An 11,783-nucleotide genomic window follows, 5' to 3' on the forward strand; every position below is an offset into this window, starting at 1 on the left:
GCATGGAACAGTTTCTGGAACGGTTCCTCGCTCCGGCCCCGGCGGACGCCGTGACCGTGGTCGAAAAGCTGCCGCGCGCCGCATCGCGGCGCGGCTTCCTCACGGCCGCCGGCAGTGCGCTGGTGCTCAGCGTGGCGCTGCCCGGCCGCAGCGCCCACGCCCAGGCGCAGGGGCCCGCGGAGGGAGCGGGCGCGATCGCGCCCAAGCCCGGCACGCGGGTCGCGGCCTTCCTGGAGATCCACCCGGACGGCACCGTCAAGCTGCTCAGCCCCTTCGTCGAGGGTGGCCAGGGCATCGCCACCGGCATGGCGCAGATCGTCGGCGAGGAGCTCGACGTGCCGCCCGCGCGGTTCGTCGTGGAATGCGCGCCGCCCGGTCCCGACTACGCCGTGGTGAACGGCCTGCGCATGACCGGCGGCAGCTTCTCGACCCGGTCGAGCTACGCGGTGATGCGCCGGCTCGGCGCGACCGCCCGCGACATGCTGATCCGCGCCGCCGCGGCCCGGCTCAAGGTCCAGGAATCAGAACTCACCACCCGCGACGGGGTCGTGCTGCACGCGGCGACCGACCGCTCGCTGCCCTACGGCGACCTGGCGGCCGACGCCCTGCTGCTGAAGCCGAACGAGGCCGTCCAGCTGCGCGACCCGGCGACCTTCCGGTACATCCGCCAGCCGGTCCCGCGGCTCGACGTGCACGACAAGGCGACCGGGCAGGCGGTCTACGCGATCGACCAGAAACTCGACGGCATGCTGTACGCCGCCGTGCAGCACGCGCCGCATCTCGGCACCGAGCCGGAGGCGCTCACCAACGAGGCGGACATCCGCGCCATGCCGGGCGTCCATTCGGTGCATCGCCTGCCGGGCGCCGTCGCGGTCGCGGCCGACAGCTGGTGGCGGGCCCGCAAGGCGGTCGAGGCGCTCACCGTGCGCTGGTCGGCGCCCAAGCCGAGCGGCCTCGACACGGTGGCCGCCGACTTCTCGTCCGACGGGATGGTGGCGGCGCTCAAGGCCTCGGCCGATCCGGGCCTCGCCGCCGAGGCGGTGGGCGACACCGCCGACGCCTTCGCCAAGGCCGCCAAGGTCGTCGAGGCGGAGTACGAGGCGCCCTATCTGGCCCACGCCCAGCTCGAGCCGCCCTCGGCGCTGGCGCGCTTTGCCGAGGACGGGACGCTCGACCTCTGGCTGCCCAACCAGATGCCAGAACTGTTCCAGGCGATCTCCGCCCAGGTCGCGGGCCTGCAGCCGGCGCAGGTGCGGATCCACTCGCCGATGCTCGGCGGCTTCTTCGGCCGCCACTTCGCCTACGGACCCGCCAACCCGTTCCCGCAGGCGATCCGCCTCGCGCAGGCGACCAAGCGTCCTGTGAAGGTGCTGTGGTCGCGCGAGGAGGAGTTCCGCTCCGACGCCCTGCGCCCGCTCAGCTACAGCCGCTTCCGGGCCGCCCTGGACGCAGAGGGCCGGCCGAGCGCCATCGAGGTCCGCACCGTCGGCGAGGGGCCGATCGGGCGCTATTTCGGGGCGCTGTTCAAGAACCCGATCGATTCCTCCGCCGTGGAGGGGATCGTCGAGAAGCCCTACGCCATCCCGAACCGGCGGATGACCTTCACCAAGCTCGCCCACCCGGTGACCATCGCGTTCTGGCGCTCCGTCGGCCACTCGATGAACGACGCGTTCTACGAGAGCTTCCTCGACGAGATCGCGCAAGGGGGCGGGCAGGACCCGTTCGCGCTGCGCCAGGCGCTCCTGAAGGACAGCCCGCGCCACCTGGCGCTGCTCGCCGCGGTGGCCGAGATGTCCGGCGGCTGGCGGCGCGGGCCCTACGCGGCCGAGGGCGGCACGCGCGCCCGCGGCCTCGCCATGGCCTCGCCGTTCGGGTCGGAGACGGCCACGATCGCCGAGGTGTCGGTCACGGGCGGCGAGGCCCGGGTCCACACCCTGTGGATCGCGTTCGACCCGGGCAGCGTCGTCAACCCGGCGATCGTGCGGGCGCAGGTCGAGTCCGCCGCGGCCCTGGGCCTCTCGTCGGTGCTGTTCGAGCAGGTCGTCTACCGCGACGGCGTGCGCCAGGCGCAGAATTACGACACCTACCCGATCCTGCGCCGGGAGCACATGCCGGCGGTCCACGTGCGCATCGTCGAGAGCGGCGCGCCGATGGGCGGCGTCGGCGAGCCGGGGCTTCCGGGGGTGCCGCCCGCCGTGCTGAACGCGGTCGCGGCCCTCACCGGGCAGCGCATCCGCGCCCTCCCGATCGCCAACACCAAGCTCTCCGCGGCCTGACGCCTGTCGGGGACGCGTCCGGCAGGCGGACGACGGGGAACGGGCGTATCGGGTCCATCTTGGAGGCAACCGATGCTGGATGTGGTGGACCGGGTCGCGGATCCGTCCGAGGCCGCGCTGACCGCGCGCAAGGCCCCCGACACGCCGAAAGCCACCCCGGCGGGCTGGCGGCAGGTCGAGGCGCTGCCGGTCGGCCTGTTCGCCGCGGTGATGGGCCTGACCGGCCTCAGCGTCGCCTGGAGCCTGGCCCAGGCCCGCTACGCCGCGCCGGCCTGGATCGCCGACGTCCTGGGCTACGCGGCGCTCGCCGCCTTCGTGGCGATCGCGGCGGGCTACGCCGTGAAGGCCGCCATCGCCCCGCAGGCGGTGCGCGCCGAGTTTGTCCATCCGATCGCCGGCAACCTGTTCGGGACGCCCCTGATCAGCCTTCTCCTGCTGCCGATCCCGCTGGCGCGGGCGAACCTCCTCGTCGCGCAGGTCCTGTGGGTGCTGGGCGCCGTCGGCATGACCCTGTTCGCGTGGCTGATCGTGACCCGGTGGCTGAGCGAGCGCCAGCAGGCGGCGCACGCGACGCCGGCCTGGATCGTCCCGGTGGTGGGCCTCCTCGACGTGCCGCTCGCCCTGCCGGGGCTGGGCCTGCCGCCGATGCACGCGGTCATGATGTTCGGGCTGGCGGTCGGCCTGTTCTTCGCGGTGCCGCTGTTCACCCTGATCCTGTCGCGCCTGCTGTTCGAGGCGCCGCTTCCGGTGGCGCTGCAGCCGGCGCTGCTGATCCTGATCGCCCCGTTCGCGGTCGGGTTCTCGACCTACGTGGCGACCACCGGGACGATCGACCTGTTCGCGCAGGCGCTCTACGCCGTCGCGCTGTTCCTGCTGGCGGTGCTGCTGCCCAAGCTCGCCCGCCTCGTCCAGGCCTGCCCGTTCCGGGTCGCCTGGTGGGCGGTGAGCTTTCCCCTCGCCGCCGCCGCGGTGGCGTCCCTGCGCGTCGCGACCGCGATGCCGGGCGCGCTCGCCGACGGCACCGCCCTGGCGCTCCTGGCCCTGGCGACGCTGGTGATCCTGTGGCTGCTCGGCCGGACCCTGGTCGGCCTCGCCCGCGGCGAGCTGCGCACCCTGTCCCAGTGATGCGATCGTGGCGGGGATGCGAGCGGAGATCGTGTCGCCGACGCCGTGAGTAACACCGGCGTCCCGAAAGTCTTCGGCCACCGTTCGGGACGATGGACGGCCACAGGCACCGCCCTGTAAGACACAAGCGCTTCCGAGAGCTATCTCGAAGCTGTGTTCGAGCGCGATGCCGGCCCGTGATGCAGTCTTCGCGCACTCGAAGATCCGTCAAAGCGGAGGCCTCCATGCCCGCCGACACGCGCCCCGAACCCCCTCCCGAGACCATCGACCGGAGCCGCCGCCGGCTCCTCGGCGCCACGGCCGCGACCGTGGCGGTCGCCGAGCTGGGCCGCATCGGCGTCGCGCGGGCCGAGACGGGAGCCTCCGCGGCCGGAACCATGCCCGGCACGCTGAAGCAGGTCGAGGCCGGAATGCTCGATGTCGGCTATGTCGAGGCCGGCCCCGCCGACGGTCCGGCGGTCATCCTGCTGCACGGCTGGCCCTACGACATCCACGCCTTCGCGGAGGTCGTCCCGATCCTCACCGCGGCCGGCCATCGGGTGATCGTGCCGCATCTGCGCGGCTACGGGACGACCCGCTTCCTCGCGAAGGACGCGATCCGCAACGGCGAGCAGGCGGCTCTGGCGGTGGACGTCATCGCCCTCATGGACGCCCTCGGCATCCCCCGCGCCGTGCTCGGCGGCTTCGACTGGGGCGCCCGGACGGCCTGCATCGTCGCGGCGCTCTGGCCGGACAGGTGCGACGCCCTCGTCTCGGTGAGCGGCTACCTGATCGGCAGCCAGGAGGCCGGCAAGGCGCCGCTGCCGCCGAAGGCCGAGCTGTCCTGGTGGTACCAGTTCTACTTCGCCACCAGCCGGGGCCGGGCCGGCTACGAAGCGTATCGCGACGCCTTCGCCCGGCTGATCTGGCAGAGCGCCTCGCCGCGCTGGGCGTTCGACGACGCGACCTTCGCCCGCAGCGCCCGGTCCTTCGACAACCCCGACCATGTCGCCATCGTCATCCACAATTACCGCTGGCGGCTCGGGCTCGCCGAGGGCGAGCCGCGCTACGAGGCCCTCGAGGAAAGGCTGGCGCGGGCGCCGGAGATCGCCGTGCCGACGATCACGCTCGAAGGCGACGCCAACGGCGCCCCGCATCCGGAGCCCGCGACCTATGCCGGGAAATTCACCGGCCGCTACGCGCACCGGCCGATCACCGGCGGGATCGGCCACAACCTGCCCCAGGAGGCGCCGCACGCCTTCGCGCAGGCCGTCATCGATGCGGCCTCGGCCTGAGGTCCCCCGCGTCCGGATCGGCCTGAGACGGCACAGGAGCCTGCGATGCGTGCCATCACCGTTGCTGCGTCCAGCCTGCTGGCGGCCGCCCTGCTGGGCGCCGCCGCCCTCCGTGCCGGGACCGCGCCCGAAGCGTCGCCGCTTTACGGCGTGACCGTTCCGGACGGTTTTCGCGACTGGCCGCTCATCGGGGTCGCGCAGGAGACCGGCGCCCTCGACGAGCTGCGCGCGGTGGTGGGCAACGCCCCGGCGCTGCAGGCCTACCGGGCGGGTACGCTGCCCTTCCCGGACGGGACGGTCCTGGTGAAGCGCGCCTGGAAACGCACCCCCTCCCGGGAATTCGAGCCCGCCTTCGTCCCCGGGGCGGCGACCACGATCCAGGTCATGGTCAAGGATTCGAAGCGCTACCCGGAAACCGGCGGCTGGGGGTTCGGCCGCTTCATCGACGGCACGCCCACGGACGCGGCCCAGCACGAGACCTGCTTCGCCTGCCATCAGGCCAACGTCCGGAACCACGACTTCGTGTTCACCCGGCTCGCGCCCTGAGGGGGCTGCGCGTATGGCGCTGCCCTGCCTCGCCGGCGGCTACGCCACCACGAAGCCGTGCGCGAACGGATCGCGGTCGTCGATGAAGATCGTGTTGATCCCGGTCTGGCGCGCCCAGCCGGCCACCGAGGGCACGATCGCGGGTTTGCCGGCCACCGTGGTCGCGGCCTCGACCCGGCCGCGGAACAGCGAGCCGATGATCGATTCGTGCACGAAATCGTCGCCGACCTTCAGCCGGCCCTTGGCGGCGAGCTGCGCCATGCGGGCCGAGGTGCCGGTGCCGCAGGGCGAGCGGTCGATCGCCTTGTCGCCGTAGAACACGGCGTTGCGGGCCTGGGCCTCGGGGTGGCGCGGCGCGCCGGTCCACAGGATGTGGGACAGGCCCCGGATCTCCGGATGCTCCGGATGGACGAACGCGTACTTGGCGTTGAGCGCCGCGCGCAGCTTCGGCGACCGGGCGATGAGGTCCCCGGCGGTGTGATCGGCCATGTCCCGGAAGTTTTTTTGGGGCTCGACGATGGCGTAGAAGTTGCCCCCGTAGGCGACGTCCACCACGATCTCGCCGACCCCATCGAGATGCGCGGTCAGCCCTTCGGCGTGGAGATAGCCCGGCACGTTGCGCAACCGTACCTCCTCCACGAAGCGGCCCTCCTGCCGGTAGGTGATGTCCACCTTGCCGGCCGGCGCGTCGATCGAGAGCCGCCCCGGCGCGCGCGGGGTGACCAGGCCGTTCTCGATCGCCATGGTGACCGTGCCGATGGTGCCGTGGCCGCACATCGGCAGGCAGCCGCTGGTCTCGATGAACAGCACCGCCACGTCGCAATCGGGCCGCGTCGGCGGATACAGGATCGCCCCCGACATCATGTCGTGGCCCCGCGGCTCGAACATCAGCCCGGTGCGGATCCAGTCGTAGGTGCGCAGGAAATGAGCGCGCTTCTCCAGCATGGTGCCGCCTTCGAGGATCGGGCCCCCGCCCGAGACGAGGCGGACCGGGTTGCCGCAGGTATGGCCGTCGAGGCACGAGAAGGTGTGGTTGGCCATAGGCGAAGCCCTATCGGAAGCGCTGGGGCGAGAACGGCGCGAGGTCGATCGCCGGCGCCGCGCCGGTGACGAGGTCGGCGACGAGGCGGGCGGTGCCCGCCGACTGGGTCAGCCCGAGATGGCCGTGCCCGAAGGCGTAGACGACCCGTCGCGTGGCCGCGGCATGGCCGATCGCCGGCAGGGAATCGGGCAGCGACGGGCGCAAGCCCATCCAGGGCCGCCCGCCCTCGGTGTTCAGGCCCGGCAGGAAGGTCTTGGCCTTGCGCAGCATCGCCTCCGAGCGCCGGAAATCCGGCGGCCGGTCGAGGCCGCCGAGTTCCACCGCGCCGCCGACCCGGATGCCGGACGACAGCCGCGTCACCACGAAGCCGTGGCCCCCGAAGGTGACCTGCGTGCGCAGGTCGAGGGCGCCCGCGGGCAGCGTCGTGTTGTAGCCCCGCTCCGTCTCCAGCGGGATCCGCTCGCCCAGGGTGCGGGCGATGCGGTGCGAGAAGGCCCCGGCCGCGACCACGACCTGTCCGGCCCTGCGGGTGCCGGCGGATGTCACGACGGCGACGCCGTCGGCCGTGGGGCGCAGCGCCGTGACCTCGGCCCGCGCGATCGCGCCGCCTTCGTCCCGCAGGCGCCCGGCCAGGGCGAGCACGTAGGTTTTCGGGTCGGCGATCGAGTACCAGCCGGGGGTGAAGGTCCCGTGCGTGAACCGGGGCGCCAGGCCGGGCTGCAGCGCCGCCATGCCGGCGGCGTCGAGATGCGTGAAGGCGATGCCGTGATCGGCCCGCACCTGCCAGCCCGGCAGCGCGGCCTCGAACTCCGCCTGCCCCTCGTAGACCTGGAGGTTGCCGTCCTTGCGCAGCATCGCCACCGTGCCGGTGGCCTCGAGGAACGGCTCCAGCGTGTCCCGCGAAAAATCCATGAGCGCGGTCTGCGCGGCTGTCGCCCGGCGGACGCGCTCCGGCGCGCAGGCCCGCCAGAAGCGCAGCATCCAGGGCAGGATCCGGGGCGCGTAGGCCGGCGGCACCGAGAGCGGCCCGAGCGGATCGAGCAGCCAGCGCGGCGCCCTCCGGAGGATGCCGGGCGAGGCCAGCGGCAGGATGTCGGTGAACGCGAAGGCGCCGGCATTGCCGGCGCTCGCCCCGGCCGCCGGGCCCTCCCGGTCGAGCACCGTGACCGACAGGCCGCGCGCGCGCAGGGCCAGGGCGGCGGACAGCCCGATGACGCCCGCTCCGACGACGATCACGTCCGGCGGCTCCGCGTCCGTCATCCTACCGCGCCGCCGCCCGGTGCGGACGCGTCGCGCTCCCGGACGTGACGCTCCTGGAACAGCAAGAGGTGGCGTTTTTCATGCCGGTGGTCAGGCCTCCGAAGATGAGCGGGCCCGGTATCGGGCCGCACGCAGACATCCGGAACCGATGCCCCCGTCGAGACGCGTCGTTCCAGCGCCTGCATCCAAGCACGTTCCGGGCCGGTGGGCAAAAATAGCCCGAACGGACTATCGCGGGCGAGCCTTATGCCTCGGAAATCTCGCTGTTGCCGTCGCCGCGGTCGCTTCGTCTTGCGCGCCCGTTCCGGTGCTCGCCGGCACGGGCACCGGTCGTCCCGAGTCCGGGACGCGTGTGCCGCCCCTCCCTGCCGGGTCCGATGGTCCTTGATCGCTGCCGGATGCGGGCAAAGGCCGGTTGCGGCCCGTCAGCTCGACCGGGCCATGCCCAACGTGCGGATGTTCGACACGACAGGCCTCCAACTCCCGGTCAGACGCGTCTCCAGGAGCGATCGGACCGTCCGGAGCGGCAGGACTCTGCAGGCCAGCAGGAACAGCACGACGGACACGCGCTTGAGCGGGCTGTACCAGGTCGGGAACGATCCGACCGTGACGACGACGCCCGCCCAGCTGATGCGGCGCATCTCCAGTATATCACAGTAATTATTGTACCGAGCATGCATATACATGCGGGTCGGCGAGCCGATCTTGCAGGATCCATCCCTGTCGGTCAGGGCGACTCTGAGATGTTCCAGCCGATCGACGAACCGTTTCTGGTGCTTTCTGATCAGGCCCACCGTCGGCGTCCGATTGGTGCCGGACTTGTTCTTGCTGTGCAATCTGTAGCGGCCGAGCGGTTCGGACAGGCTCACGACGTCACCGTAGAACGGTGCGGCCAGCAGCATCACGCCGTCGACGGCCGAATCGTAATGGGCGTCCTCCAGGAGCGCGCACAGGTCCCTGCGAAACACGTTGCCCGAGGTCGGTGGCGAGATGTAGGTCCCCGCCCTCTCGATGGCCTTGACGAACGTGGCGCGCCCCCGGCCGTTCGCCAGATTCGGAAAAGACGTACCGAGCGGCGTGCCGTTGCTGTCGATGCGAAGCAGAGGGAACTGTAGTTTCGCGATGTCCGCATCGAGATGCCGGATGATCGTCTGTATCGAGCCCGGAACCAGTTCGTCGTCGGCATCCAAGAACAGGATGAACGGGGCATCCGTTTTCGACACGCCGTATCGGCAGGCGCTGACTTGTCCGCCGTTCTTTTTCCTGAACGCGCGAACATTGAACTGCTCGATCACCTCCCACGAACGATCAGTCGATCCGTCATCGACGACGATGACATCGCAGTGGGTCGTATCCTGGGAGAGTACACTCGCGATCGAATTTCGAACGTAATCCTCGTAATTAAAGCAATTTATTATGATCGCAAGCTTTAGTTCTTTGTCTTCCATCTGCTTTGCCCATGTAGAGATCGCGCAATTTATCTTGTATGCATCTTGAATAGATTTTGATGTTGTGATTATCCACGTATTTAGGCTTTCGGTAAATCCCCTGATCCGTAAATAAAGCCTGGATTAAAATCATCGCTCGGAGTTCGACCGCCCGGATCGCAGGAATTCCTCCTCCCGACGCGATCATCACTCCGCCGCACGTCGGCCACCGGGGAGGGGGCGACGGCGCAGTGCAGACGATCGGATGTCGGGCCCTCGCCCGGCATGATCCGCGCCCCGCCTGGGTCACCGAATCCGGACCCATCGACCTGGATCGGGGGCGTCAGGCGGCCGGGGCGCGGACCCGCCTGCCGCGTCCGCTGTTCTTCGCGTTAAGCGAACGTTCCGCGGCCGCGGGTCGTACGCTTCGCATTGACTGCGCGGGATCGCGCGGCCGCGGCCCGTGTTAACGCGAGGTCTGACCGACGATCGGGCTGTCGGACGCCCGGAGCCTTCGCCGGGACTACACCGATGCGCATACCGGTTATCAATCGGTCTCGCGCATACCGGCCAGGATTGGACGCGGCGCGAGGGGGATGATCGGTGAGCCTGCCCGGTGTGAAGGACGGGGAGAAATCCCGTCACATCCTCCCGACCGCCAGCACGATGATTGGTATCAGCACTACGCTGATTGGTCTGGTGAAGCTGCTGGAGCACTATTCGGGCCCCAGCCAGGTCGACGTCTACAGCGGCATCGTCGCCGTCCTGTTCCTGCTGAGCGCGATCCTGTCCTACCTGTCGACGCGGCTCGAGGCCCGGCCGCGCATCAGCCGTTTCGCCGAGCAGGTGGCGGACAACTTCTTCCTGCTCGGCCTCATGGGCATCACCGGCGTCGCGTTCCTGTTCGCCTACGAGGTGATCTGAGGCGGGTCAGTATCCCGTTCAGGGTGCGCAGGCGAGGTCGCCGCCCGGGCACTTGATCTGCGCGGTCAGGTCCCGGATGCGCTGGCGGGTCAGCTCGGTCTTGCAGGTGCCGTCGAGCAGGGGCGCGATCGTTCCGTTGGCATCGGGCGCCGAGGCGTCGTAGCCGGTGCGCAGGTTGCACTCGAGGTCGCGGAAGGCGATCCAGGCCCGCTGCGCCGCCACCAGGTTGTGCCGGCCGTTGCTGTCGAGCTTGTCGCGCAGGGCGGCGTAGCGCCGGTTCAGCTCCGCGTCGGCCTGCGCGAAGTTCTGGGCTGCACAGAGATTCGCCGCCGTCTGATCGGGCGCCTGCGTGCAATCCGCCTCCGCGGCGGAGCCGACGGCAGGCAGGGCGATCAGGAATCCGATGAGGGCGGTTCGCAGCATGGCAGGTTCCAGGGCCGAGGCGACGGGCATCAAGGTTCGCCATCCGTCCGCCGGGCGCGGAAGGCGTAGAAGCCGCCGTCGGCGTCGTACAGGACGTCGAAGCCGTTGAGCAGGCGCAGACCGGTATTGACGAAGGGCAGCGGACGCGTGGTGTTGAGGACGATGCGCTCCGGCGCCAGGGGCGAGGCGGTATCGCCGCTCGTGATCGCGTAGCCGGCCGCGTCGCCGAAGCTAAAGCTAAGCCGCGTCCCGGGGACGAGCGCGTCGCGGCCGGCGCCATCGGTGCGGAGTCTCTCAGTGACTTGCTCGGGCGGGAGCGTCAGGAACATGCCGGTCACGCCGGTGTCGATCAGCGCGCGACCGCAGGCGCCCGGCTCCCGACCGTTCACCACGATACAGACCGGTACGCCAAGCCAGTCGCCCGAGACCCGCGGATGCGGATCGAGCTTCACGAAGCGGAAGCGCCCCCGGGTGTTGGCGCGCGTCAGCCCGACATGCACTCCCGTTCTGGTCACGACGTAGCCGCGATGCACCGGGCCGGGACCCGGCGGCTCTGCGTTAAGCAGCGGATTGGTGTCCGGCGTGCTCTGGGTCTGGCTGTCGTCTTCCCGCCCGAAGCCGATCCCCAGCATGGCCACGTGCCCGGGGGCCTCCTCCCGGGTGCAGGAGCGGGCCTTCTCGGTGCAGTCGATCCGGTCAACCGCCAGCACGGGCATCGGCCGCGTCGAGACCCTGGCGCCGTCGCGGCCCGACAGGGTCACCGGGATGGTCACCCAGCGACCGATCATGATCCGGCCGGAACTCGTGTAGGTCAGGCGACCGGGCCGGCTTGGCAGGGCATCGACATTCGGGATGCGCCCGGCCGACACGACGATGCCGGTGGAGCCGGTGTCGACGAGCACCGGGCTGGCCTCGCCTCCGAATGACAGGCCGAGACGGGGTGAGCGGGCTATCGCATCGCCGGGCCCGGGAGCGTTGAGGAAGCCCAGGAAGATACCGCGCCGGTCGCTCTCGTAATTCGGGCGCGCACCCGCCCTCGCGGCCGGAGCGAGCGCGATCAGCCCGGCTCCGAGCAGCGCCGCCCGGGCAAGCCAGCGCGATCCGACCTGTTGCGTGGTGGGGTGACGCATTGTGGGACCCGGCGATGGGAGGGCTGAGCCTAGCAGCGGGTTGAGGCGCGGGCACGCTGGAGCCTTTCCCGCCGATGTGGAGAGGAGACGGAATCGGCCGGCACGGTGAATCTTGCCGCGCTGGTCCTGTCTGATGGCGGCGCGAGCGAGAGTGGCGCTATCGTCGGGGCTCCGCCCGCTCCTCCAACCCGCCCAGGAGGACCAGGATCCGGCCCAGCAGCGCGCGTGCGTGGAGCGCGGCGCTGGTGCCGGCACGATCGTCGGCCTGTCTGGCACAGGCCTCGTAGGCAGCCCGCAGAGCCGCAAGCTGGCGCGCGCGCAGTTCGGGACCATCGGAGCCCATGGGCCACCCCCGA

General features: G+C 70.8%; 10 protein-coding genes and 1 pseudogene. 5 read left to right on the forward strand and 6 right to left on the reverse strand.

The annotated features are described in order from the left end of the window. Positions 1–2: 2 nt before the first annotated feature. From FV233_RS07200 to FV233_RS07215, 4 genes are all read left to right on the forward strand, one after another. Positions 3–2,276, forward strand: a complete 2,274-nt coding sequence (locus FV233_RS07200) for a xanthine dehydrogenase family protein molybdopterin-binding subunit (RefSeq protein WP_238262557.1) — start codon at positions 3–5, stop codon at positions 2,274–2,276. Between the two features lie 72 nt (positions 2,277–2,348). Next, positions 2,349–3,401, forward strand: coding sequence for an SLAC1 anion channel family protein (locus FV233_RS07205; protein ID WP_246689928.1), 1,053 nt, complete (start codon positions 2,349–2,351; stop codon positions 3,399–3,401). 224 nt (positions 3,402–3,625) lie between these two features. Further along, positions 3,626–4,675 carry an alpha/beta hydrolase gene (locus tag FV233_RS07210; RefSeq protein WP_147897061.1) on the forward strand — a complete coding sequence of 350 codons (1,050 nt, stop codon included), beginning with the start codon at positions 3,626–3,628 and terminating at the stop codon, positions 4,673–4,675. Between the two features lie 45 nt (positions 4,676–4,720). After that, a complete protein-coding gene (locus FV233_RS07215) occupies positions 4,721–5,221 on the forward strand; it encodes a cytochrome P460 family protein (RefSeq protein ID WP_147897062.1) in 501 nt (166 codons plus the stop codon). A 39-nt stretch (positions 5,222–5,260) separates the two neighbouring features. Here the strand turns inward: FV233_RS07215 and FV233_RS07220 are convergent, their stop codons facing one another. From FV233_RS07220 to FV233_RS07230, 3 genes and pseudogenes are all read right to left on the reverse strand, one after another. Beyond that, positions 5,261–6,262 (reverse strand): 4-hydroxyproline epimerase, encoded by a 1,002-nt coding sequence (locus tag FV233_RS07220; RefSeq protein WP_147897063.1) that lies wholly within the window; start codon positions 6,260–6,262, stop codon positions 5,261–5,263. 10 nt (positions 6,263–6,272) lie between these two features. Beyond that, positions 6,273–7,577, reverse strand: a pseudogene (locus FV233_RS07225) (FAD-dependent oxidoreductase); the annotation flags it as partial. A 371-nt stretch (positions 7,578–7,948) separates the two neighbouring features. Beyond that, positions 7,949–8,971, reverse strand: coding sequence for a glycosyltransferase (locus FV233_RS07230; protein WP_147897065.1), 1,023 nt, complete (start codon positions 8,969–8,971; stop codon positions 7,949–7,951). 645 nt (positions 8,972–9,616) lie between these two features. On the opposite strand from FV233_RS07230, the gene FV233_RS07235 reads away from it, so the two are divergent. Then, complete coding sequence (locus tag FV233_RS07235; protein ID WP_238262570.1) at positions 9,617–9,874, forward strand: hypothetical protein; 258 nt, start codon at positions 9,617–9,619, stop codon at positions 9,872–9,874. Positions 9,875–9,892: 18 nt separating this feature from the next. Here the strand turns inward: FV233_RS07235 and FV233_RS07240 are convergent, their stop codons facing one another. The 3 genes from FV233_RS07240 to FV233_RS07250 all read right to left on the reverse strand — a co-directional run bounded on the left by FV233_RS07240 (position 9,893) and on the right by FV233_RS07250 (position 11,770). After that, the gene (locus FV233_RS07240; protein WP_147853796.1) at positions 9,893–10,297 is read right to left on the reverse strand and encodes a lysozyme inhibitor LprI family protein; all 405 of its coding nucleotides are present in this window, start codon (positions 10,295–10,297) and stop codon (positions 9,893–9,895) included. Positions 10,298–10,326: 29 nt separating this feature from the next. Further along, entirely contained in the window at positions 10,327–11,427 is a 1,101-nt protein-coding gene (locus tag FV233_RS07245) for a hypothetical protein (RefSeq protein WP_147897067.1), read from the reverse strand. A 157-nt stretch (positions 11,428–11,584) separates the two neighbouring features. Further along, complete coding sequence (locus FV233_RS07250) at positions 11,585–11,770, reverse strand: hypothetical protein (RefSeq protein WP_147853798.1); 186 nt, start codon at positions 11,768–11,770, stop codon at positions 11,585–11,587. Positions 11,771–11,783: the final 13 nt, after the last annotated feature.

It is taken from the genome of Methylobacterium sp. WL7 (genome assembly GCF_008040085.1).
GTDB classification, from domain to species: Bacteria; Pseudomonadota; Alphaproteobacteria; order Rhizobiales; family Beijerinckiaceae; genus Methylobacterium; species Methylobacterium mesophilicum.

Coding starts and splice junctions, on each gene's coding strand:
- FV233_RS07200 (WP_238262557.1), top strand. CDS start 3: ATGGAACAGTTTCTGGAACGGTTCCTCGCTCCGGCCCCGGCGGACGCC.
- FV233_RS07205 (WP_246689928.1), top strand. CDS start 2,349: ATGCTGGATGTGGTGGACCGGGTCGCGGATCCGTCCGAGGCCGCGCTG.
- FV233_RS07210 (WP_147897061.1), top strand. CDS start 3,626: ATGCCCGCCGACACGCGCCCCGAACCCCCTCCCGAGACCATCGACCGG.
- FV233_RS07215 (WP_147897062.1), top strand. CDS start 4,721: ATGCGTGCCATCACCGTTGCTGCGTCCAGCCTGCTGGCGGCCGCCCTG.
- FV233_RS07220 (WP_147897063.1), bottom strand. CDS start 6,262: ATGGCCAACCACACCTTCTCGTGCCTCGACGGCCATACCTGCGGCAAC.
- FV233_RS07230 (WP_147897065.1), bottom strand. CDS start 8,971: ATGGAAGACAAAGAACTAAAGCTTGCGATCATAATAAATTGCTTTAAT.
- FV233_RS07235 (WP_238262570.1), top strand. CDS start 9,617: ATGATTGGTATCAGCACTACGCTGATTGGTCTGGTGAAGCTGCTGGAG.
- FV233_RS07240 (WP_147853796.1), bottom strand. CDS start 10,297: ATGCTGCGAACCGCCCTCATCGGATTCCTGATCGCCCTGCCTGCCGTC.
- FV233_RS07245 (WP_147897067.1), bottom strand. CDS start 11,427: ATGCGTCACCCCACCACGCAACAGGTCGGATCGCGCTGGCTTGCCCGG.
- FV233_RS07250 (WP_147853798.1), bottom strand. CDS start 11,770: ATGGGCTCCGATGGTCCCGAACTGCGCGCGCGCCAGCTTGCGGCTCTG.